Origin of the sequence: Pseudomonas shirazensis, assembly GCF_050496565.1 — a bacterium.
Lineage (GTDB): Bacteria > Pseudomonadota > Gammaproteobacteria > Pseudomonadales > Pseudomonadaceae > Aquipseudomonas > Aquipseudomonas shirazensis_A.
Genome location: NZ_JBNWAE010000007.1, coordinates 21,579 through 43,712 on the forward strand (window position 1 = coordinate 21,579; position 22,134 = coordinate 43,712).

The following is a 22,134-nucleotide window of genomic DNA, read 5'->3' on the forward strand; positions in this document are numbered from 1 at the left end:
TCAGAGCCCCGAGGCGGCGGTGCCAGTGTTCAGTTTCGGCTGGCGATAAAGCTCGAGCAGCACCTGATCAAGCACTTGTGACGCACCCCACGGCTTGGGATCGTTGAGGATCGCCGCCACTGCCCAGGTGTGGCCGTTGCTGTCGCGGCTGAAGCCGGCGATTGCGCGCACGGTATTCAAGGTGCCGGTCTTGATATGCGCCTGGCCGGTCATGGCGGTGCGTTTGAGACGCTTGCGCATGGTCCCGTCCATGCCCACCAGCGGCATCGAGCTGATGAACTCGGCAGCATACGGGCTGTTCCAGGCCGCCTGCAGCAGGGTGGCCATTTCACGTGTGCTGACGCGTTCGGCGCGGGACAGGCCAGAGCCGTTCTCCATCACCAGGTGCGGCGAGGTGATGCCTTTTTTCGCCATCCACTGACGTACGACCCGTTGTGCGGCGCGGGCGTCATCGCCATCGGCATCGGTACGGAACTGCGCACCCAGGCTCAGGAACAGCTGCTGAGCCATGGTGTTGTTGCTGTATTTGTTGATGTCGCGGATCACCTCGACCAGGTCGGGCGAGAATGCCCGCGCCAGTACCCGGGCGCTTTTCGGCACGTTCTCGATGCGGTCGCCACCCTGGATGGTGCCGCCCAGTTCGTTCCAGATTGCGCGAACGGCACCTGCCGCATAGGCGGGGTGGTCGAGCAGGGCCAGGTAGGTCTGCGAGTTGCAGCCTTCGCCCAATTGGCCGCTGACCACTACGGTGACACCGTCTGGCCTGACCTGCGGGTTATAGCGGACCTCACCGGCGCACTGCTTGGAGGCGACAGCCTTGACCTGATTGTCGATGCGGATGCTGGCAATCGGCGGTTCGACTGCAATCATGACCTTGCCGCCATCATTGCGAGCAACGAAACGCAGGGCCTTGAGGTTGACCAGCAACGAGTCTGGCTTTACCAGAAACGGCTTGTTGGTGTCGCCGCCGTCATCGTCGAAGTGGGGCAGGTTGGGCTGCACGAAGTGGCTGCGGTCCAGCACCAGGTCACCGGTGACGGTGCGCACGCCGTTGGCGCGCAGGTCACGCATCAGCAGCCAGAGCTTTTCCATGTTCAGTTTGGGATCGCCGCCACCCTTGAGGTAGAGGTTGCCGTTGAGCACGCCATTGCTCAGGGTGCCATCGGTGTAGAACTCGGTTTTCCATTGAAAGGTCGGGCCAAGCAGCTCGAGGGCGGCGTAGGTGGTAACCAGTTTCATGGTTGACGCCGGGTTGACCGACACATCGGCGTTGAACACCGTTGCCGTACCGGGGCCATCGAGGGGCAGCATGACCAGCGACAAGGCGTTGTCTTGCAGTTTGTTGGTCTTGAGAGCCTGTTGCACCTTGGGCGGCAAGGTGGTGTTGACGGCGGCCTGAGTGGGCATGGCCAGAGGCAGCATCAGGCCGGCGAGCAGCAGTGGGCGGAGCGCTTTGATCATAAGTACGAAAACCCTGCGGGCGAGGGGAAAATAACGGGGCTGTAAGAGATGGTGGCCCCAGATCGAAATATAGCGGGCATTATGCCCCAAGCGCGTCCTGTATGTGCCGGGTTCGACACAAAAGCGCCGCTGCGCCGCGGAAACTGGTAAAGTGCCGCCCGTAATTACTTAAGAGGATTGTTTCAATGGCTACCAACCGTTCCCGCCGTCTGCGCAAAAAACTCTGCGTAGATGAATTCCAGGAGCTGGGCTTCGAACTGAACCTTGGTTTCAAGGAAGACCTGTCTGAAGAAGCCATCGATGCCTTCCTCGACGCCTTCCTGGTAGAAGCCATGGACGCCAATGGCCTGGACTACGTCGGCGGCGATGACTTCGGTCTGGTCTGCCTGGCCGAGCGTGGCTCGGTCAGCGAAGAGCAGCGTGCTGCTGTCGAAGCATGGCTCAAGGGCCGTAACGAGCTGACCGAAGTCAAGGTCAGCCCGCTGCTCGACGCCTGGTATCCGGAAAAGCCGATCAACTCGGCTTCCTGATCCAGCCTGGCGGGCGCTGTCGGCGCGCCGCCATGCCAAAGCCCTGAACGGTCAGCCCAGCTGACGGTTCAGGGCTTTTTCACTTCTGCGCATGTGCCTGGCCAAGGCCTGCCGCTTCAGCTTCAGCTCGTGCAGGGGCAGTTCGCCACTGGCGAGCAGCTCACACACCTCCATCATTGCCTGGGCATCGAGCATCCGTGCGGCGCTGAGGATCTTGTGTGCCTGCTCGACGATGGCCAGGGCTTGCTGCTCTGGATCAAGACTCATCAGCACGGTGCAGTCATCCTGCAGGCTCTGCTGCAAAAGGTGCAGGAAACGCTGCTGGTCTGCCGGGTCGTCGCCAGCGACTCTCCTCACACTGGCGAGGTCGAACGCCGCTTGGCGGGGCTGGAGTGCTGCTGATTTGGGCAGTGGCGTGACCTTGGCGAGGTGCTCGCTCAGCGTACGCAGGCTGATCGGCTTGAGCAGGCAGTCGTCCATGCCAGCATCCAGGCAGCGCTGGCGAACTTCGGGTTGGGCGTTGGCGGTATAGCCAAAAATGACGCAGGGTGGCCGGTCGCTGGCGCGTTCTTCAGCGCGGATGGCTCGCGTCACCTGATAACCGTTCATGTGGGGCATGTTGCAGTCGAGCAGCAGCACATCGAACGTATCGCTGGACCAGCATTGCAAGGCTTCATGGCCATCGCGGGCACTGGTGTGGCGCAGTCCCATGAAATTCAACTGCTGCGCCATCAGCATCAAGTTGGCGGGATGGTCGTCGATGACCAGTACGCGCAAGTCGGGATTGGGCGCGTCGACCTGGCGTATCGCCGCCTCGGCTGCCACTGGCGCACCGGCTGGGCAGACCGGCATGCTCAGGCTGACGTGGGTGCCTACCCCCTGCAAGCTGCGCAAGGTCAGTGTGCCGCCCATCATTTCGCACAGGTTGCGGCTGATGGTCAGGCCCAGGCCGGTGCCGCAGCGTGCGCCGTCGCTGTGGGCGTTGGCCTGCACGAACGGGCTGAACAACCCTTGAATCTCGTGCTCGGGAATACCGATGCCGCTGTCGCGGACCTCAAGTTCCAGTTGAGGGGTCGGCGCAGATGCTGACCGGTGCAGCTGTGCCTGGACGCGTACCTGGCCAGCGTCGGTGAACTTGATCGCGTTGCTGAGCAGATTGCTCAGTACCTGCTTGAACCGCAGTGGGTCGAGCAGTACGTGACGATGTGCGCTCGGCTCGATCTGGACTTCCAGTGCCAGGCCTTTTTCACGTGCCTGACCTTCAAATACCCGCGCCACGGATTTGATCAGCGCGGCCAGCTCGACCGGTTCTGGCGCCAGGCTCATGTGCCCGGATTCAATCCGCACGATATCCAGGATATCGCCGATCAGGCCCAGCAGATCGGTGGCCGAATGGTAAGCGACTTCCAGTGCCGGTTTGTCCACGCGGCCTTGATCGGCGTGCCTGACGGCGAGTTCGAGCATGCCGATGACTGCGTTCATCGGCGTGCGAATCTCATGGCTGATGGTTGCCAGAAAGGTGCTCTTGGCACGGTTGGCATCATCGGCTTGCTGTTTGGCCAGGCGCAGCTCCTGCACCAGCTGGCGGCGTTCGCTGATATCGATCCAGCCGCCAATGATGCCCTGTACTTCACCCAGCGAGTCGCGATAGGGCAGCACCCAGTGGTACACGGTCAACTCGCGGTCTTTCAGGCGTAGCTGGCGATCAAGGATCAACGGCTCGCCGGCGGCCATGACCTGCTGATAGTCGGCTTCGATCTGATGCGTAGAGGCATGCTGGCTGCCCAGGCTCTCTTCCAGGCGTTTGCCAATGACGTCTTGCGCGCAGGCGTCCATCGCCTTCAGGTAACTGTCGTTGCAGCTTTGCAACTTGCCATCACGACCCCGCACAAACAGCGGATGAGGCGTGCCATTGAGCATGACCCGCATGAATTCGAGCTGATCGTTGAGGGCGCGTTCGACGCGTTGCCGATGACGAATCTGGCGGCGTAGATAGGCGTTCCAGACCAGCGCCAGCAACAACAGCGAGCCTATCCCCAAGGTTATCTGCAGAGCCAGCTGGCGCAGTTGCCGCCAGTAGGCATCGTCCTTGGCCGTCAGGCCGCTCCAGCGGTTGTAGATCACGCCGAGTTCTTCTGGAGAGATACTGAGCAAGGCCTTGTCGAGGATGGCTGCCAGCGGCTGCGCATTGCTCGCACTCGCCATCGCGAAGCTGGCCGGCTCGGTGCCCACCGTGTTGCGAATCACCAGATCCGGATCGCTGGCCAGCGCGTGATTGGCATCGATCAGCGTGCTGACGGCGGCGTCGACCGCGCTGCTGCTGAGCAGCGTCACGGAGTAGTACGGGCTTTCGGTGTGGATAGCCATGACCTCCGGATACTGTTGAGCGAGCAATTGCGCCGCTGCGCTGCCACGCGTGACGGCGACCCGCTTGCCCTTGAGTTGCTCGAATGAACTGGCGGTTTCGCTGTGCCGCGTGACCAGCACCAGCGAGCTCTCCAGATAGGGGCGGGTCACCTGCAGTTGAGTGTTGCGCTGCTCTTGCATCGGCAGTGCTGCAATGACATCGGCGCGGCCGTCGGCAAGGCGCGTGAGCATGTCGGCAACACTGCCCGCACGCTGAATTTCGAAGTGCAGGCCCGTACGCAGCCGGAGCATTTCCAGCAGGTCCGCGGTAATGCCGCGAAACTGCCCGGCCGCGTCGAAGTAGGACACCGGAGCGGCCGTTTCGTCGATGACCACCCGCAACAACGGATGTTGCCTCAGCCATTGCTCTTCGGCGCCGCTCAACTGCAATTTGCGCTCGCTCAAGAGAACGTCGCTACCCGCGCTCCAGCGCTTGAGAATATTGGTCTGCACCGCCAGCGGCTGGCTTTGCAGCGCAAGGTTGACCAAGCCTTTGAGCATCGCGTCGTCGCGGCGCATGGCGAAGCTGAAACCCACGGCTTCATGTTGGCCGAAATTGGCCATGCGCAGGCGCGGCAGGTGGCCCTGATTGAGTTGGTAATAGGTGGAAATGGTGTCGCCAATGAACACGTCGGCCTGCCCAAACGCAACCGCGTTGAGGGCCTGGGTCGACGAGCCGAATGTCAGCAGCGAGGCATTGGGGTAGGTCGCCCGTACATCCTTGGGCGGCAGGTAGTGATACAGCATGCTCAGGCGCATGCCGTTGAGGCCCTTGTTCAGCGGGCGTACCTCGTCCTCGCGGGTCACCAGCACGGGTTGGTCGACTGCATACGGGGCCGACAGCCCCAGCCCTTGTGCGGCGGCTTCAAAACCGTTGGCGCTGCCCAGCAGGTCGATCCGGCCCTGCTTGAGCGCCTCGACGGCATCCAGACGATTGTCGAAGCGCAGTACAGTCACCGGTAGCCCGAGCGCGGTGCTGATCACCGCTGCGTACTCGGCGGTAATGCCCTGGTAGTCACGGCCACCGCTGGTGATATCGAACGGGGCGTAATCGGGGAAGGAGGTGCCGAGTGTCAGTCGCTGTTTCTTCTCGAGCCAGTTTCGCTGCTCGACGCTGAGCTTGGGGCGGCTTGGCTGGGCTGATGCGCGTTTGAGCATGGTCAGGGCGGTAGGCTCATGTTCCTCGGCCACTGCCGACAAGCCAGGTACCGTGAGGGCAAGGCACAAACACGTCAGGTAACGTCCCACGCGCAGCATCACACCAGCGCGTTCCGCTTTGCCACGTCAATCAGGTCGACCAGGGTGCCTACCCTGAGTTTCTGCATCAGGCGCTTCTTGTAAGTGCTCACGGTCTTGTTGCTGAGAAACATGCCTGAAGCGATTTCCTTGTTGCTTCGACCTTGTGCGAAAAGTTGTAGCACCATCAGTTCTCGGTCGTTTACCAGTCGGAAAAGACTTATCTCTGATTTGTTGCTTTCGGTTTCGCCTTGCAGTACCTGGCTGGGGAAATAGTTGTAGCCGGCAAGTACGGCTTTGATTGCACTGATCAACTCGCTCAAGTCTTCCTGCTTGCAGACATAGCCCGAAGCGCCTGAATGCATGCAGCGAATGGCAAACAGCGCGGGTGACTGGGCGGTGAGTACCAGCACCTTCATCGGCAGGGCCATGCTCTGGAAACGCGCCAGCACTTCCAGCCCATCCAGCCGCGGGATGGCGATGTCGAGGATGACCAGGTCGGGGCGTGCCTCGCGAATCAGCTGCATGGCGTCGACGCCGTTGTCAGACTCGCCGACGATCTTGTAACCCTGGTTTTCCAGCAACATACGTACGGCCAGGCGAATAACCGGATGGTCGTCGACGATAAATACGGATTGCATAGTTAACATTCCATTGGGACAGATGGCGTGAACAGCACGCACCTTACCCCAGATGTACGGCAGGAGGCAGGCAACAAGCGCTTGACAGCCGTATATGGGAAATGGACTACAGCAAGAGACTACATGGTCGATGATTATTGAAACGAGATGTTTAAAGGGAGCAGGAAATTAGTAACGTGGTGTGAGTGGCTATTAGTTGGGGGTTAGTTGGATGATCTAAGCGAGGATGGTTGGTTATGTGCACTGGTAATCTGCACATATCCGGGGCGGCTGCGCGCCCCCTTTGCGGCGGTCCGGCGTCCCGGTAAACCCGCTCCCACACGCTCAAAGTCCTGTGGGAGCGGGTTTACCCGCGAACACCGGCGAAGCCGGTGCCACCTACCGCGTCGCATTCTTCGCGGGTGAACCCGCTCCCACAGGTTACAGGGGCGCAGCTCAGATCCCTGTGGGAGCGGAATTACCGGGACGCCGGACCGCCGCGACCGGGCGCGCAGCGGTCCGGTACTGGCTGAAATCCGCCGCACTCAGGTCGGACTGGAACGCCCAGTCATTTCACAAGCCATCTCGCTGGCATAGCTGTCAGTCATGCCAGCGATGAAATCAATCATCCGCAGAAAGGCACTGTGCAGCGTGTCATCAGGACTGGGCGCGTGGTTGCCGATCAGATCGAGCACGCGCCGGCTTTTGAATGACGGTGTACGCCCGCCATGCTGCTCCAGGGCCGCGCCGCAAAACGCGTTGAGCAGGATCTCAAGCGTGGTATAGGCACCAATCTCGTGCAGCGTCTTGCGCTTGTCCTGGAAAATCTTCTTGCGCGCCATGTCCTTGGCCTGCAGTACACAGCGCTTGGCAGGGCCGTGCATGTGCTCGACCAGGTCGCCGGCCAGTTGCCCACTGAGCAACGCCCGTTGTTGCTCGACAAATGCTTCGGCGGCGGCATTGGTCAGGTGTTCGATAGCCTTGCCGCGCAGGATCGCCAATTTGCGCCGGCGCGAGTCGTTTGCGCCGAGCTGGCGGTAGGTCTCCGGTAGGTCGTCACCGACCAGATCCAGCAACAGTGCCTCGACTTCGGCGTACTGCAGCAGCTCCATTTCAACCCCGTCTTCAAGGTCGATCAGGGCGTAGCAGATATCGTCGGCTGCCTCCATCAGGTACACCAGCGGATGGCGCGCCCAGCGTTGCTCCTCAAGCTGCGGCAGGCCCAGCTTGCGCGCGATCTGCTCGAGCAGTGGCAGCTCGCTCTGATAGCTGCCGAACTTGTGCTTCTTGTAGCCCAGGGCATCGGCGTGACGGGAGCTCCACGGGTATTTCAGGTAGGTGCCGAGGGTGGCATAGGTCAGCCGGGTGCCGCCGTCGAACTGGTGGTACTCCAACTGTGTGAGCACCCGAAAGCCCTGCGCATTGCCTTCGAAATTGAGAAAGTCAGCGCGTTGCTCGTCGCTCATGCCGTCCAGCCAGCCGCGGCCTGCCGCCTGTTGGAACCAGAAGCGGATAGCATCTTCGCCAGAGTGGCCGAACGGCGGATTACCGATGTCATGGGCCAGGCACGCCGACTGCACGATCATGCCCAGGTCACTTGGCGCGCACCAGGCTGGCAGCTCGTCGCGTAAGGTCTCGCCGACACGCATGCCGAGTGAGCGGCCGACGCAGCTCACTTCCAGCGAATGGGTCAGGCGAGTATGAATATGGTCGTTGCTCGACACCGGGTGGACTTGCGTCTTGCGTCCAAGCCGGCGAAATGCACCGGAAAAGATGATCCGGTCGTGGTCCTTGTGGAAGGGGCTGCGCCCTAGTTCCTCAGGGCTGTACAGGGCTTTGCCCAGGCGTTCACGGGTCAGTAGGGTATCCCAGTCCAAAGCTCGCTCTCCGATCGGATAATCGCCATAGCTTCAGGGTAGCGCTGCGCCTGCGCAAGGGGCAGGCGCAGCCGCTGCTAGCGGCGTCGACCGTTGTGCAGGAACAGTCTGGCCAGGGGCAGCAACGTACCGCCCAGGCGCAGCAAGCGCGTAAGACCACCCCCGCGGGCACCCTTGCCAGTCAGAAAGCCCATCAAAACCACGCCGGCAATGCCCCATAACGGCGCATGCTTGATCCCCAGCCCTTGCTGCACAGAGCTGCCTATGCCGCGCAGGCGACGGACTGGCTCAAGCAGTTGCGCCGATTCCTGGCGGATTTCCTGGCGGTGCATTTCGAGGCGCAGGCGCAACAGCGCCTTGCGCAGCTCGCGCGGATTACGCGTATTGGGAAGTTCAGGCAGGCTCATGGCAACAGTCGCTCCCGATCCTTGGCAAGCTCCTCAAGTGTGGAGCTGAACGGTGAAGACTCATCGAATACCGCTGCCTTCAGGCGAGCAGCACAGAACAACGTGGCAAGGCAGTAGAACACGCACAGGCCAATGATCCCGGCCAGGCGATAGGTGTCCCAGACCAGTACCAGCAGCAGGCCAGACAGTGCCGACAGCAGCAACAAGGCGAATACCAGGGCCATGCCTGCAAACAGCAGCAGCTTCAAGGTACGGCCCTTTTGCTCTTGCAACTCGATGCCAAACAGCTCGATGTGGCTGTGCAGCAGGCCAAGCACGGCAGCGCCGAGGCGCTTGCCGGTTGCGCCAGTGGAGGCGTCATTTTCCATGAAGTTACCTCAGCGGCGGTTGGCCAGCAGCCCGATCAGCAGGCCGACACCTGCAGCGATACCGATAGCCTGCCATGGGTTTTCCTGGACATAGGCTTCGGCTTGAACAACCGCTTCCTGGCCACGGGCGCGAACCGATTCCTGAGTCACCTGCAGGTTGGCACGAGCTTCTTCGAGGCGCGCATGGATCTGTTCGCGCAGTTCGTCAGCCTGATCACCTGCGAGATTGGCCGTGTCCGCCAGCAGCCGCTCGGTGTCGCGTACAAGCGCCTGGAAGTCAGCCATCAATATCTCTTGAGCATTCTTTGCCGATTTGCTGGCCATTGGGTCTCTCCCTGTTGAGGTATGTGGATAATTCGAGTGATGGCTGTTGTGAAGGTTCACTGCAGTTGCTGGTATGGCGATTGCTATGTGTTGGGGCGTGCCTGCAGCGGCTGCGATGATTTCGCGCATCGCCCCTGCAGATACCGATAAACCTTAACCCAATCCACGACAAACCCAAGAAAAAACCACGCAGGTTCCGCCAGGCCTCACCAGAACAGGGCAGCGGGGCGGGCACCGATTCGGTGCAGGGATGCCGGTTCTTGAACTGTCATGGTGCCTTTTTCAGCAGGTCTGCCAACTTCATGGAAAACACCCACAGCGCAATGGACTCTCTGGTCCACGGTTCCAACACGCTTTTCTTACTGATGGGCGCCATTCTGGTGCTGGCGATGCATGCCGGCTTTGCCTTTCTGGAAGTGGGCACGGTTCGCCACAAGAACCAGGTCAACGCATTGTCGAAGATCCTCAGTGACTTCGCCATTTCGGCGCTGGTGTACTTCTTCGTTGGTTACTGGGTTGCCTATGGGGTGACCTTCCTGCAGCCGGCAGCGACGCTGGCCAGTGATCATGGTTACGCTTTGGTGAAGTGCTTTTTCCTGATCACCTTCGCAGCGGCCATTCCCGCGATCATCTCTGGCGGCATCGCCGAGCGTGCCCGCTTTACCCCGCAGTTGTGCGCGACAGCGCTGATCGTCGCCTTCGTCTATCCGTTCTACGAAGGCATCGTCTGGAACGGCAATTTTGGCTTGCAGGATTGGCTGCAACAGCGCTTTGGTGCGCCGTTCCACGACTTCGCAGGATCGGTCGTGGTGCATGCCATGGGCGGCTGGCTGGCCCTGGCCGCAGTCATGCTGCTCGGCGCACGGCGCGGGCGTTATCGTGACGGGCGGCTGATTGCCTTCGCACCTTCGAGCATCCCGTTTCTGGCGCTGGGATCATGGATTCTGATCATCGGCTGGTTCGGCTTCAACGTCATGAGCGCGCAGAGCCTGCAAGGCATCAGTGGCCTGGTGGCGATCAATTCGCTGATGGCGATGGTGGGCGGCACCCTGGCAGCGCTGCTGGCCGGGCGCAATGACCCAGGCTTCCTCCATAACGGTCCGTTGGCCGGACTGGTGGCGGTCTGTGCCGGCTCCGACCTGATGCATCCACTTGGCGCGCTGCTTACCGGCGTAGTGGCGGGTGGGCTGTTCGTTTGGTGCTTCACCGCTGCGCAGAACCGTTGGAAAATCGATGATGTTCTCGGCGTCTGGCCACTGCATGGCGTTTGCGGCGTGTGGGGCGGAATCGCCTGTGGGATCTTTGCTCAGCCGAGCCTGGGTGGCCTGGGCGGGGTGAGCATGATCAGTCAGTTGATCGGCAGCCTTGCCGGCGTACTCGTGGCATTGGCCGGCGGTTTCATCGTCTATGGTCTGCTCAAGGCGACGCTGGGCTTGCGCCTGAGCCATGAGCAGGAGTTTCAGGGGGCAGACCTGTCGCTGCACCGGATCGGTGCTACCAGCCAGGATTGACGCATGCGGGCTGGACTTTACAATAAGTCCACCTCTCCATTTTGCGCAGGCCCGCCATGCTTCCGGAATGCCAACTGCTGGGCACCCTTGGGTGCCACCTGTGCGAAGTCGCCGAAGCCGTGCTGATGCCATTCGTCGAGCGCGGCCTGCTGGTCGAACTGGTCGACATCAGTGAGCAGGAGGCTTTGTTCGAGCGTTATGGATTGATCATTCCGGTGCTGCGTCGATGCGATTCAGGCGATGAGTTGCACTGGCCGTTCGATAGCGAGCAGGTGGTGGCTTTCCTCAGGTAATCAGCGCACCAGGGGCGGCGCGTCCCTCGTGTGCGAACCTGTGTGGTGACAGATGATTGGCTCCGCTCCGCCCTTAGCGAGCCTTGCCATCAGCCACGCAGAGGTCCGTGATGTTCATCACCCCCCATTTCACGCTAGCCGAAATGACCGCTTCCAGCACAGCAGCGCTTGCAGGTCTGGATAACACGCCGCCACCCGCGGCGTTGGCGAACCTGGGCCTGTTATGTGGCGTACTTGAGCAGGTGCGTAGTCTGCTCCAGGTGCCACTGACTATTACCAGCGGCTTTCGTAGCCAGGCGCTCAACCAGAAGGTCGGCGGCACACCGCAGAGCGCTCATGTACTGGGGCTGGCGGCTGACTTCACGGCTTCAAACATTCCCGCACGCCAAATTGCCATACGAATTCGCGACAGTGACATCGTGTTCGATCAGTTGATTCTCGAGTTCGACAGCTGGGTCCACCTGGCCGTCGCAACCGAGCATCCACGCCGTCAGGTGCTGACTATTCAACGAGGCGGCGGCTACCTACCGGGCGTCCACTGACAACGCCTGCCATTTGACGAAAGCCGGAACAACTTCGTATGCTGTATATAAATACAGTATCAGGGTGAAGCGATGCTCAATGTCGAGCAACTGAAATACAGCATCAACAGGATGGCGCCAGAGCGGGTAGCCGACGCCGTCCTGGAGCTGCGTCTTGAAGGCCTGGTCACGGATGACCGGACGCCCTTCGGCAAGGTCCACTTCAACACCTGCTTCGCTGAAGTCGAAGCGTTGTTCCAGCGGGCGGGTTTTCACCGACCGTTGGACGTCGTCGGCTATCAAGGCCTGATCTACGCGCTGTACGATCCTGGCCGCTGGGACGCCGTGCAGGTACTGCGCTGGCTCAAGGTGCGCTGCGAGACGGCCGAAGCTGGCTGAGCCGCAGGCCATCGGTGATAATGCCGGCTTACTGACTGCCTGAGCCTGACATGAGCGCACCTTTCGACCCCGCACATCAACAAGCCAGCACGGTGTGCCTGCCGCCTGGCGAGTGGAAGACGGTGCTTGATTGCTTGTGTGAGCACTTCAAGGCGATCGATCGCGTGCAGTGGCTTGACCGTTTTGCCCGCGGGCGGGTACTGGACGCTGAAGGGCGTGCAATCGGCGCAGACTTGCCTTACCGGCGCGGCATGCGCCTGCATTATTTTCGTGAAGTGGCCAACGAGAAACCGATCCCGGTGCAGGAATCGATTGTGCACATGGACGAGCACCTGGTCATCGCCGACAAGCCGCACTTTCTGCCGGTGACGCCGACCGGCGAGTACGTCGAGCAGACTTTGCTGCGGCGGCTCATCCGCCGGCTGGGCAACCCGCACCTGGTGCCCTTGCATCGCATCGACCGGCATACGGCAGGACTGGTCATGTTTTCGGCCAACCCTGAGACCCGCAGCGCCTATCAGCGCCTGTTCCCCGAACGGCGTATCGACAAGCAGTATCAGGCGATTGCCGCTGCACTGCCTGAACTCGACTTCCCGCTGGTGCGGCGCAGCCGGCTGGTGCACGGCGAACCGTTTTTCCGCATGCACGAGGTCCCCGGCGCAGAAAACAGCGAGACGCTGGCACATGTGATCGAGAAAAATGGTGATTGCTGGCGCTATGGCCTGTCGCCGGTAACCGGCAAGACACACCAGTTGCGTGTGCACATGGCGGCGTTGGGGGCGGGCATTTGCAACGACCCGTTTTACCCGCAGCTGCAAGCGGTCGAGGATGACTATCAGCGGCCCCTGAAACTATTGGCGCAGAGCCTGCGCTTTGTCGATCCGCTGGACGGCAGCGAGCGCTGTTTCGAAAGCCGGCTGGTGCTGGACTGGTAAACCGCCGTTATCGCAGGTTGCCCGGCGATAACGGCTTTGTCAGCACATCAACGGTTGAAGCGCTCCACCAGCGAGTACTGAGTCCCCGCCGTGCTGGTCAGCTCTTCGCTGAGCAAAGCCGAGTGCTGCGCTTGCTCGGCGGTTTCGTCGGCAAGGCTGGCAATGGTGCTGATGTTGCGGCTGATTTCGTCAGCCACGGCGGTTTGCTCTTCGGTTGCCGCTGCGATCTGGGTCGCCATGTCGGTGATATTAGCCACCGCTTCGCTGATGCCGATCAGCGCCTGATCCGCTTCCATCACCCGGGCAACGCCTTCCTGCGCCTGGCGATGGCCACTTTCCATGGTCAACACGGCGCTGCTTGCCGTCTGTTGCAGCTTGGCAATCAGGCCGTGGATCTGCCCGGTGGATTCGGCAGTACGTTGCGCCAGCTGGCGTACTTCGTCTGCCACCACAGCAAAACCGCGGCCCATTTCGCCGGCGCGGGCGGCTTCGATGGCAGCATTCAAGGCCAGCAGGTTGGTCTGATCGGCAATGCCTTTGATCACATCGACCACGCCGCCGATCTCGTCGCTGTCCTTGGCCAGTTGGGTCACGGTCTGCCCGGTTTCGCCGACGGCGGTGGACAGCCGGGCAATTGCCTCGCGGGTTTCCCCGGCTATCTGCCGGCCCTGGCTGGTCAGGCGATTGGCTTCCTGGGTGGCATCGGCAGTGCGCTGCACGTGGTTGGCAACTTCCTGGGTGGTGGCGGCCATCTGGTTGACGGCAGCTGCGACCTGCTCGGTTTCCACGCGCTGGCGTTCCAGGCCCGATGAGCTTTGGTGAGCCAGTACATCGGACTGACGCGCCTGATCGCTCAGGTGTTCGGCGCTGTCCTGCAGCCGGGTCAGGCAGGTTTTCATCCGCGCGTCCTGGCTGAGCATGGCCATCTCCAGACGCGCCTGGACGCCGCGGCTGTCGGTGTACATCTGCGCGATCAGCGGGTCAGAGGTAGTCTGTTCAGCCAGGCCGAGCAGGCGCTTGAGGCCGCGTTGCTGCCAGCTCAAACCGAGCAGGCCCAACGGTACCGACAGGCCCGCGGCGAGGGCGAAGCCCCAGGAATGGCCCAGCCAGTTGCCGATCAGGAAGCCGACCTGGCTGACCAGAATGAACGGTAGCCAGTCCTGCAGCACCGGCAACCAGCGGTCGCGGCGAGGGATTGCCGACTTGCCCTGGTTGAGGCGCTGGTACAGGCCTTCGGCACGACGAATCTGTTCAGCGGTGGGTTTGACCCGCACCGATTCGTAACCGACCACCTGGTTGTTGTCGAAGATCGGCGTGACGTAGGCGTTGACCCAGTAATGATCGCCGCTCTTGCAGCGGTTCTTGACGATGCCCATCCAAGGCAGGCCTTGCTTGAGGGTCTGCCACATGTGGGCAAACACCGCGGCGGGGACATCGGGATGGCGGACCAGATTATGCGCAGCGCCGATCAATTCCTCGCGTGAGAAACCGCTGATTTCGACGAAGGCATCGTTACAGTAACTGATCACACCTTTGGCATTGGTGGTGGAGATCAACCGCTGTTGGGCAGGGAAAGTCCGTTCTCTCTGGGTAATAGGCTGGTTGTTACGCATGGCTGCTCGGTCCGCAAGGCTTTCCATGCTATCGGCATGGCTGCGGTTTTATTGAATGATTATTTAACCAGCGGCGGGTGAGGGAAGGGGCGCAGTGCGCCCCTGAGTTGATGAGATGGCGATCAGCTGGCGATCAGTTGCCGCAGTACGTAATGCAGAATGCCGCCTGCCTTGAAGTACTCGACCTCGTTGAGGGTGTCGATCCGGCACAGCACCTGGATGTCCTGTTGCTCGCCGTGTTCACGGTGGATGCGCAAGGTCAGGGTCATGCCTGGGCGGATCTGCGCCTCGCTCAAGCCGAGGATATCGATGCGTTCAGTGCCGGTCAGGTTCAGCGTCTTGCGGCTGTCACCGGCCATGAACTGCAATGCCAGCACGCCCATGCCGATCAGGTTCGAGCGGTGAATACGCTCGAAGCTCTCCGCCAGTACGGCTTTGACACCAAGCAGGTTGGTGCCCTTGGCTGCCCAGTCGCGGCTGGAGCCGGTGCCGTATTCCTGCCCGGCGATCACCACCAGCGGAGTACCTTCGGCCTGATAGCGCATTGCGGCATCATAGATCGAGAGTTTTTCGCCGCTGGGCACGTGCACGGTGTTGCCGCCTTCTTCGCCACCGAGCATCTCGTTGCGGATGCGGATGTTGGCGAAGGTGCCGCGCATCATGACTTCATGGTTGCCGCGGCGCGAGCCATACGAGTTGAAGTCCTTGGGTTGCACGCCCTTGTCGCGCAGGTAGCGGCCGGCAGGGCTATCGGCCTTGATGTTGCCGGCAGGGGAGATGTGGTCAGTGGTGACCGAGTCACCAAGCAAGGCCAACACACGGGCCTGCTGAATATCGGCGATTTCGGGCAGCGCGCCGCCGATGTCCTCGAAGAATGGCGGGTGCTGGATGTAGGTCGAGTCAGCCTGCCAGGCATAGGTCGCCGCCTGCGGCACTTCGATGGCCTGCCATTTTTCATCGCCGGCGAAGACCTCGGCGTATTCCTTGTGGAACATCGCCGTATCGACCTTGGCTACCGCGTCGGCGATTTCTTGCTGGCTCGGCCAGATGTCGCGCAGGTACACCGGCTGGCCATCTTTGCCGACGCCCAATGGTTCTTGAGTAAGGTCGACGCGAACGCTGCCGGCCAGCGCGTAAGCCACCACCAAGGGCGGCGAGGCCAGCCAGTTGGTCTTGACCAGTGGATGCACCCGGCCCTCGAAGTTGCGGTTACCCGAAAGCACCGAAGCAACGCTCAGGTCAGCGGTGCCGATGGCCGTTTCAATAGCTTCATCGAGCGGCCCGGAGTTGCCGATGCAGGTGGTGCAGCCGTAGCCGACAAGGGCAAAACCCAGTTGGTCGAGATATGGGGTGAGGCCGGCAGCATTGTAGTAATCGGTGACGACCTTGGACCCAGGCGCCAGCGAGCTCTTGACCCATGGCTTGCGGCTCAAACCCTTCTCGATCGCCTTCTTCGCCACCAGGCCGGCGGCCATCATCACGCTGGGATTGGAGGTGTTGGTGCAGGAGGTGATCGCGGCGATCACCACCGCGCCGTCGCGCAGGGTGTAGTTCTGGCCTTCATGGCTGTAGTCGATCTGCCCGGTCTGATCGGCATTGCCCACTGCAACGCCACCCCCCCCTTCGCTCTCGAGCCGGCCGACTTCCTTGGCGGCAGGTTTGACCTGCAGCTTGAGGAAGTCATCGAAGGCCTGGCTGACCTGACCCAGGGCGACCCTGTCCTGCGGCCGTTTCGGGCCGGCCAGGCTGGCTTCCACGGTGTCCATGTCGAGCCCCAGGCTGTCGCTGAACAGCGGCTCCTGGCCAGGCATGCGCCATAGGCCCTGGGCCTTGCAGTAGGCTTCAACCAGATCGACCGTGGCCTGCGGCCGGCCTGACAGGCGCAGGTAGTCGAGGGTCACCTGATCCACCGGGAAGAAACCGCAAGTGGCGCCGTATTCCGGCGCCATGTTGGCCAGCGTCGCGCGGTCGGCCAGGGGCAATTCGGCAAGGCCGTCGCCATAGAACTCGACGAACTTGCCGACCACGCCTTTCTTGCGCAGCATCTGCGTAACGGTGAGCACCAGGTCGGTTGCAGTGATGCCCTCGCCCAGCTTGCCGGTCAGCTTGAAGCCGATCACTTCGGGGATCAGCATCGACACTGGCTGGCCAAGCATGGCGGCCTCTGCCTCGATGCCGCCCACGCCCCAGCCAAGCACACCGAGACCGTTGATCATGGTGGTGTGCGAATCGGTGCCGACCAGGGTGTCGGGGAATGCGTAGACCTTGCCGTCTTCCTCGCGGGTCCAGACGGTGCGGCCGAGGTATTCCAGGTTGACCTGGTGGCAAATGCCGGTGCCCGGTGGTACCACACTGAAATTATCGAATGCATTCTGGCCCCAGCGCAGAAAGGCATAGCGCTCGCCGTTGCGCTGCATCTCGATGTCGACGTTTTCTTCGAACGCATTTGCGCTGGCGTAGCGATCGACCATCACCGAGTGGTCGATGACCAGGTCCACTGGCGACAGTGGGTTGATCCGCTGCGGGTCACCGCCGGCCTTGGCCATCGCCGCGCGCATGGCTGCAAGGTCAACCACAGCCGGTACGCCGGTAAAATCCTGCATCAATACGCGGGCCGGGCGGTACTGGATCTCGCGGTCGGAGCTGCGCGTGTCCAGCCACTGCGCCAGTGCCTTGAGGTCGGTGCCGGTGACGGTCTTGCCGTCCTCCCAGCGCAGCAGGTTTTCCAGCAGAACCTTGAGCGACATCGGCAGGCGTTGCAGATCGCCCAGCTGCTGTGCGGCTTGGTCGAGGCTGAAGTATTGATAGGCGCGGTCGCCTACTTGCAGGGTCTTGAGGGTGTTCAGGCTATCGAGCGAGGGCATTGCCAACTCCTTCTGCGCCGGTGCCCGGCCTCTCGTGAATGCCGGTGTCACCGCTCTGAGTAGGTCCGCACGGCACGGACCTGGCTGAGTAGTCAGGTTAGGCCGAAATTGCGGCCATGACCCTGTACTGGACAGGCGGGGCATGTCGCTGGTTCCGATCTTCCTTTATCATCGCCGCCGTGCCGGTGCGTGTTGTGCGCTGGATCAAGGCTGACGATCGCCGTCAGCGATGTGGAGTGACAAATGAATACCCTGTTCATGCATTGCCGGCCTGGTTTCGAAGGCGAGGTCTGCGCCGAAATCAGCGAACACGCCGCCCAGCTTGGGGTGGCCGGCTATGCCAAAGGTAAAGCGCAGAGCGCCAGTGCCGAGTTCGTCTGCAGCGAGCCGGGTGCCGCCGAGCGCCTGATGCGTGAACTGCGCTTCGACAAACTGATCTTCCCTCGCCAATGGGCGCGGGGTGAATTTGTCGAGTTGCCCGAAACCGACCGCATCAGCGTACTGCTCGAGCATCTGGCAGCACTGCCGGTCGCCGGCAGCCTGTGGCTGGAGGTGCTTGATACCAATGACGGCAAAGAGCTTTCAACGTTCTGCCGCAAGTTCGAGGCGCCGTTGCGCAAGGCCCTGGAGAAGGCTGGCCGGTTGGTCGAGGACACCCAGCGGCCGCGCCTGCTGTTGACCTTCATCAGCGGCCGACGAGTGTTCGTCGGCCTTGCCGAAGCGGACAACTCGGCGCTGTGGCCGATGGGCATTCCGCGCCTTAAATTCCCCCGCGAGGCGCCCAGCCGTTCGACCCTCAAGCTGGAAGAGGCGTGGCACCAGTTCATCCCGCGGGATCAGTGGGAAGAGCGTTTGCAGGATGACATGACCAGTGTCGACCTGGGCGCCTCACCGGGTGGCTGGACCTACCAGTTGGTCAAGCGCGGCATGCTGGTTACCGCGATCGACAATGGGCCGATGGCCGAGAGCTTGATGGACACCGGCCTGGTGCAGCACCTGATGGCCGATGGCTTCACCTGGAAGCCCAAGCACACCGTGGACTGGATGGTCTGCGACATCGTCGAAAAACCCGCGCGCAGTGCGGCCTTGATCGAAACGTGGCTGGGCGAGGGCTTGTGCCGTGAAGCGGTGGTCAACCTCAAGCTGCCGATGAAACAGCGCTACGCCGAGGTGCGGCGCCTGCTGGATCGCATCGAAGCGGGCTTCAAGGAGCGCAAGATCAGGGTCTCGATCGCCTGCAAGCAGCTCTATCACGACCGCGAAGAAGTCACCTGCCATTTGCGCCGGCTTGACCTCAAGCCGCGCAGCACGCGCGGCTGAGGCTCTGCCGGAATCAGCGCTTGCCGAGAATCTCGCCAAGCTTCTCCGGCCGTGGCGCGCCTTGCTGGCTCTGCAGGCGGCCTTGCGCGTCCTGATAGAAGATCGCCGGGGTTGCTGATAAGCCGAGTTCTTCCATCACCGCCAGATTGGTATCGAGCTGTTGCTGGACGCTCTCGGGGATCTTGTCCAGCGCCTTGAGGGTACTGGCCTTGCCAGCGCTCTCGTGTTGCAGCAGGGCCTTGGCCGGGTCCTTGGCGGCCAGCAGGGCTGCCGATTTGCCGGGGCTGTCTTCACGAATGATGCCGACCATGATGTGCCGCAGCTGCACCTTGCCAGACTCGACCCACGGCCGTGCCTGCTGCCAGAACATGTTGCAGTAAGGGCAGTTCGGGTCGCTGAAGAGGTAGACCGTGCGCGGTGCATCGGCCTTGCCGTCGGCGATCCACGCCGATTTTTCCAGCTTTGCCCAGATCGCCTTGCTCATTGGCGCGTAAACGAGTTTTTCCAGGGGCTCGGCGCTCAGGTCCTGGCCTTGCTCGTCAAACAGGCTGCCGACCAGCACATGCTTGCCGTCCGGCGTGAGGTACAAGGCAATACCGTTGTTCTGGTACTCGGCAGCGTAGCCTCGCATGCCGTCTGGAGCGGCGAAGCTGCCCTTGATCACGGCGCCCTTGGCCTGCAGTTGCTGAATGGCTTTGGGCAGTTCTTCGGCCTGCAGCAGGGGCGTGGCGAGCAGAGCTAGGGTCAATGGCAGGAGAGCGGTCAAACGCATGTCAATTTCCTTCTGCAGCGGAGGCGGGTACATCGTCCCGCTCGAATGATTGCAGCGCGTGGCTCAGGCTGGCCCGGGACAACTCGCCCAGGTGGCTGCCGACCAGCCTGCCGTCGGCGCTGTAGAACAGGGTGGTGGGCAAGGCCATCGAACCGACCCGTTGGGCCAGTTGGCCAGCGCCGTCGAACAGCACATGGGTCAGGCTGAGGCCGGTGGTGGCAAGAAAGGTACTGACGTTTTCCGGGGTTTCCCCTTGGTTGACGAACAGGAAGGTCACGTGCGGATATTCGTGCTGTGCCTGTTGCAGCACCGGCATCTCGCGCCGGCAAGGCGGGCACCAGGTCGCCCAGATATTGATCACCAGCGGCTTGCCACGGTAGTCGTGCAAGGCCATCGACTGGCCATTGGCGGTGCGCAGGGTAAGTTGCGGCAGCTCGGTGCCCTTGCTGTACAGGTGGCTGCCCAGGCTGGCCAGCACCCAGAACACACCGCCGCTGGCAAGTGCCCAGCCCAGCGGTCGGCGCAGGCCGGGTTGGCGCCAGCCCTGCCAGAGGGTGCCGAGCACGATGGCCAGCAAGCCGCCCCAGAGCAGAAAGCCGCCATCGCGGATATCGATGATCTGCAGCAGCTCGTCGCGGTACATCGGCCAGTAGGCGAGCACGAAGCTCACGCGTGCACCCAGCACCCCCAGCAAGAACAGGTTGAACAGCGCCGACTCCGGGCTCTGGCCACCACGTCGTGCGACGGCCCAGCCAACCACGCAGGCAATCGCCAGCGCCGCCAGCATCAGCAGATGGTTCAGGGCCATGGTCAATGGCCCGAGGGTCACGCTCAGCATCAGCCTTGGCTCCTTGTCTGTGCCCAGTGTTGCAAGAATGTCGCCGCGTCGACTTCCCCGGTGATGCGCCGTGGGCGGCGTTCGTCACCCTCCGGGCCGATCCAGATCAGGCTGGGTGGGCCCGGCACCTTGTAGTGTTGCAGCAACTCGCGACTGGCTTGCGAGTCAGCGGTGACATCCAGTCGTAGCAGGTGCACGCCGGCCAGTCTGGCCTGCACATCTGCACGGGCGAAGACCTGTTTTTCCATGACCTTGCACGACACGCACCAGTCGGCATAGTAGTCGACCAGCACCCACTGGCCACGCGCCTTGGCGGCTTGCAGTTCGCGTTGCAGGTCCTGCGGCTGGCTGATGGTGATGAAGGCGTCCTCGGTTTTACCCGCTGAGCTTGGCGCACCGGCGGTAAGCGGTTGCAGCGGCTGCCATACATCGCTGCCGCCGGCAGCGGCGCCCACCAGCAGTAGGCCGCCCCACAACGCGCCGAGCAGCGGCAGCACGCGCAGCGTCGGCAAGTGTTGCAGGGCGGGCCAGGCGGCCCAGGCCAGGGCAATCAGCCAGCTGCCGGCCAGACCCAGCAGCAGCGGCGCAGGCAGCAAGCCGCGGAGGGTGTACAGGGCCATGGCCAGGAAGACAAAGCCAAACAGGCCCTTGACCCGGTTCATCCAGGCGCCGGGGCGCGGCAGGAAGCGGTTACCGAGGGTGACCAGCAACAGCAGCGGCACGCCCATCCCCAGGCCAAGGCTGAACAGCACCAGAGCGCCTTGCACGACATCGCCGCTCTGGGCGATATACAGCAGTGCTCCGGCCAGAGGCGCGGTCATGCATGGGCCCATCAACAACCCGGACAAGGCGCCGAGCAGGGCTGCGCCGTACAGGTTGCCACCGCGGGTACCCTGGCCGGCACGGTCGAGGCGGTCACGCACGGCGACAGGCAGTTGCAGCTCGAAGGCGCCGAACATCGGCAGCGCGAGCAAAATGAACAGCGCTGCCAGGCTGCCGAGCAACCACGGTTGCTGCAGCCAGGCCTGCAAGCTGGCGCCCAGCAGCGCGGCGACCACGCCGAGGGCGGCATAGACCAGAGCCATGCTCAGTACATAGACGCCCGCCAGCAGCCAGCCGCGGCGAGCGCTCGCGCCGTTGCCCAGCACCAGCCCGGCCAGGATCGGCAGCATGGGCAGCGAGCAGGGGGTAAACGCCAGCAGCAGCCCCAGGCCAAAGAACGCCAGCAGGCCCCAGGCCAGATGGCCCTGTTGCAGATCACTCGCCAGCGCCTGGTCATCCGCCTGGCCTGCGCTCGTCGCAGGTGTGCTGCCGCCAAGGTCGATAACGGTGGTTTGCGGCGGGTAACACAGGCCGGCGTCGGCACAGCCCTGCCAGCCCAGCCGCAGCTGGCCACTGGCCGTCGCCGGGATGAGCAGCTCAAGCTCGCTGCGGTATACCGCACTGTCACCGAAGAACTCATCGTGATGATTGAGTGCCGCTGGCAGTGGCGGATGCTGCGTTGCATCCAGGCCGTCGAATTTCAGCCGTTTCTGGTACAGGTAATAGCCGTCCTTGATCTGAAACTGCACGCGCAATTCGCCTGAGGGCAAGCGTTCATGGGTGAGCATGAACGCCTGTTCCACCGGGAGAAAGTCAGGCTTGACCTCGAATGGATTGGCCAGCAACGGCCCGCTCATGAAGAATGTCAGCAGCAACAGAAAAACGCGCATGTCTGGGCCTTGGCAGTGCAGAAGAATGGCCATGCTGGATCGGCCTGATTAACCGAGGGTTAACCCAGCCCTACACGGGCCGTCCTACAGCCGGGCGCAGGCGACTAATCCAGCCGCACAGTCCATA

The 22,134-nt window shown here is 62.2% G+C and carries 19 protein-coding genes; 7 read left to right on the forward strand and 12 right to left on the reverse strand.

Annotated features, from left to right (window positions below):
* Window positions 1-1,461, reverse strand: coding sequence for a D-alanyl-D-alanine carboxypeptidase/D-alanyl-D-alanine endopeptidase (dacB, locus tag ACQZ2L_RS11875; RefSeq protein ID WP_101321299.1), 1,461 nt, complete (start codon window positions 1,459-1,461; stop codon window positions 1-3).
* Window positions 1,462-1,646: 185 nt separating this feature from the next.
* Here dacB and ACQZ2L_RS11880 point away from each other — a divergent pair, with 185 nt between their 5' ends.
* Complete coding sequence (locus tag ACQZ2L_RS11880) at window positions 1,647-1,991, forward strand: YggL family protein (RefSeq protein WP_101321297.1); 345 nt, start codon at window positions 1,647-1,649, stop codon at window positions 1,989-1,991.
* 51 nt (window positions 1,992-2,042) lie between these two features.
* On the opposite strand, the gene ACQZ2L_RS11885 is transcribed toward ACQZ2L_RS11880, so the two are convergent.
* The 6 genes from ACQZ2L_RS11885 to ACQZ2L_RS11910 all read right to left on the reverse strand — a co-directional run bounded on the left by ACQZ2L_RS11885 (window position 2,043) and on the right by ACQZ2L_RS11910 (window position 9,229).
* The gene (locus ACQZ2L_RS11885) at window positions 2,043-5,645 is read right to left on the reverse strand and encodes a response regulator (RefSeq protein WP_430326447.1); all 3,603 of its coding nucleotides are present in this window, start codon (window positions 5,643-5,645) and stop codon (window positions 2,043-2,045) included.
* Between the two features lie 8 nt (window positions 5,646-5,653).
* Window positions 5,654-6,274, reverse strand: coding sequence for a response regulator (locus ACQZ2L_RS11890; RefSeq protein WP_430326193.1), 621 nt, complete (start codon window positions 6,272-6,274; stop codon window positions 5,654-5,656).
* A gap of 524 nt (window positions 6,275-6,798) precedes the next feature.
* Window positions 6,799-8,130: a deoxyguanosinetriphosphate triphosphohydrolase gene (locus ACQZ2L_RS11895; protein WP_430326194.1), complete on the reverse strand. Its 1,332-nt coding sequence runs from the start codon at window positions 8,128-8,130 to the stop codon at window positions 6,799-6,801.
* A gap of 77 nt (window positions 8,131-8,207) precedes the next feature.
* Complete coding sequence (locus ACQZ2L_RS11900) at window positions 8,208-8,537, reverse strand: hypothetical protein (RefSeq protein WP_101321288.1); 330 nt, start codon at window positions 8,535-8,537, stop codon at window positions 8,208-8,210.
* Window positions 8,534-8,905, reverse strand: coding sequence for a phage holin family protein (locus ACQZ2L_RS11905; RefSeq protein WP_430326195.1), 372 nt, complete (start codon window positions 8,903-8,905; stop codon window positions 8,534-8,536). The genes ACQZ2L_RS11900 and ACQZ2L_RS11905 overlap by 4 nt, the downstream gene beginning before the upstream one ends.
* 9 nt (window positions 8,906-8,914) lie before the next feature.
* Complete coding sequence (locus ACQZ2L_RS11910) at window positions 8,915-9,229, reverse strand: DUF883 family protein (protein WP_101321284.1); 315 nt, start codon at window positions 9,227-9,229, stop codon at window positions 8,915-8,917.
* 302 nt (window positions 9,230-9,531) lie between these two features.
* Between ACQZ2L_RS11910 and ACQZ2L_RS11915 the strand changes: the two genes are divergently transcribed.
* The 5 genes from ACQZ2L_RS11915 to ACQZ2L_RS11935 all read left to right on the forward strand — a co-directional run bounded on the left by ACQZ2L_RS11915 (window position 9,532) and on the right by ACQZ2L_RS11935 (window position 12,888).
* Complete coding sequence (locus ACQZ2L_RS11915; protein WP_430326196.1) at window positions 9,532-10,740, forward strand: ammonium transporter; 1,209 nt, start codon at window positions 9,532-9,534, stop codon at window positions 10,738-10,740.
* Between the two features lie 56 nt (window positions 10,741-10,796).
* On the forward strand, window positions 10,797-11,033 hold the full coding sequence (locus tag ACQZ2L_RS11920; RefSeq protein ID WP_430326197.1) for a glutaredoxin family protein: 237 nt from the start codon (window positions 10,797-10,799) through the stop codon (window positions 11,031-11,033).
* A gap of 110 nt (window positions 11,034-11,143) precedes the next feature.
* Window positions 11,144-11,575, forward strand: coding sequence for a D-Ala-D-Ala carboxypeptidase family metallohydrolase (locus ACQZ2L_RS11925; RefSeq protein ID WP_430326198.1), 432 nt, complete (start codon window positions 11,144-11,146; stop codon window positions 11,573-11,575).
* 72 nt (window positions 11,576-11,647) lie between these two features.
* The gene (locus ACQZ2L_RS11930; protein WP_430326199.1) at window positions 11,648-11,953 is read left to right on the forward strand and encodes a transcriptional regulator; all 306 of its coding nucleotides are present in this window, start codon (window positions 11,648-11,650) and stop codon (window positions 11,951-11,953) included.
* Between the two features lie 50 nt (window positions 11,954-12,003).
* Window positions 12,004-12,888: a pseudouridine synthase gene (locus ACQZ2L_RS11935; RefSeq protein ID WP_430326200.1), complete on the forward strand. Its 885-nt coding sequence runs from the start codon at window positions 12,004-12,006 to the stop codon at window positions 12,886-12,888.
* A 47-nt stretch (window positions 12,889-12,935) separates the two neighbouring features.
* Here ACQZ2L_RS11935 and ACQZ2L_RS11940 read toward each other — a convergent pair whose 3' ends face one another.
* Window positions 12,936-14,501: a methyl-accepting chemotaxis protein gene (locus ACQZ2L_RS11940; protein WP_207072980.1), complete on the reverse strand. Its 1,566-nt coding sequence runs from the start codon at window positions 14,499-14,501 to the stop codon at window positions 12,936-12,938.
* Window positions 14,502-14,623: 122 nt separating this feature from the next.
* On the reverse strand, window positions 14,624-17,365 hold the full coding sequence (gene acnA, locus ACQZ2L_RS11945; RefSeq protein WP_430326201.1) for an aconitate hydratase AcnA: 2,742 nt from the start codon (window positions 17,363-17,365) through the stop codon (window positions 14,624-14,626).
* A 243-nt stretch (window positions 17,366-17,608) separates the two neighbouring features.
* On the opposite strand from acnA, the gene rlmM reads away from it, so the two are divergent.
* Window positions 17,609-18,685, forward strand: coding sequence for a 23S rRNA (cytidine(2498)-2'-O)-methyltransferase RlmM (rlmM, locus tag ACQZ2L_RS11950; RefSeq protein WP_430326202.1), 1,077 nt, complete (start codon window positions 17,609-17,611; stop codon window positions 18,683-18,685).
* Between the two features lie 13 nt (window positions 18,686-18,698).
* Here the strand turns inward: rlmM and dsbG are convergent, their stop codons facing one another.
* From dsbG to dsbD, 3 genes are read right to left on the reverse strand one after another with little or no spacing between them, the layout of a single operon-like run.
* Window positions 18,699-19,457, reverse strand: a complete 759-nt coding sequence (gene dsbG / locus ACQZ2L_RS11955) for a thiol:disulfide interchange protein DsbG (RefSeq protein WP_430326203.1) — start codon at window positions 19,455-19,457, stop codon at window positions 18,699-18,701.
* A 1-nt stretch (window position 19,458) separates the two neighbouring features.
* Window positions 19,459-20,295 carry a prolipoprotein diacylglyceryl transferase family protein gene (locus ACQZ2L_RS11960; RefSeq protein ID WP_430326204.1) on the reverse strand — a complete coding sequence of 279 codons (837 nt, stop codon included), beginning with the start codon at window positions 20,293-20,295 and terminating at the stop codon, window positions 19,459-19,461.
* Complete coding sequence (dsbD, locus tag ACQZ2L_RS11965) at window positions 20,295-22,007, reverse strand: protein-disulfide reductase DsbD (protein ID WP_430326449.1); 1,713 nt, start codon at window positions 22,005-22,007, stop codon at window positions 20,295-20,297. The genes ACQZ2L_RS11960 and dsbD overlap by 1 nt, the downstream gene beginning before the upstream one ends.
* Window positions 22,008-22,134 lie beyond the last annotated feature (127 nt).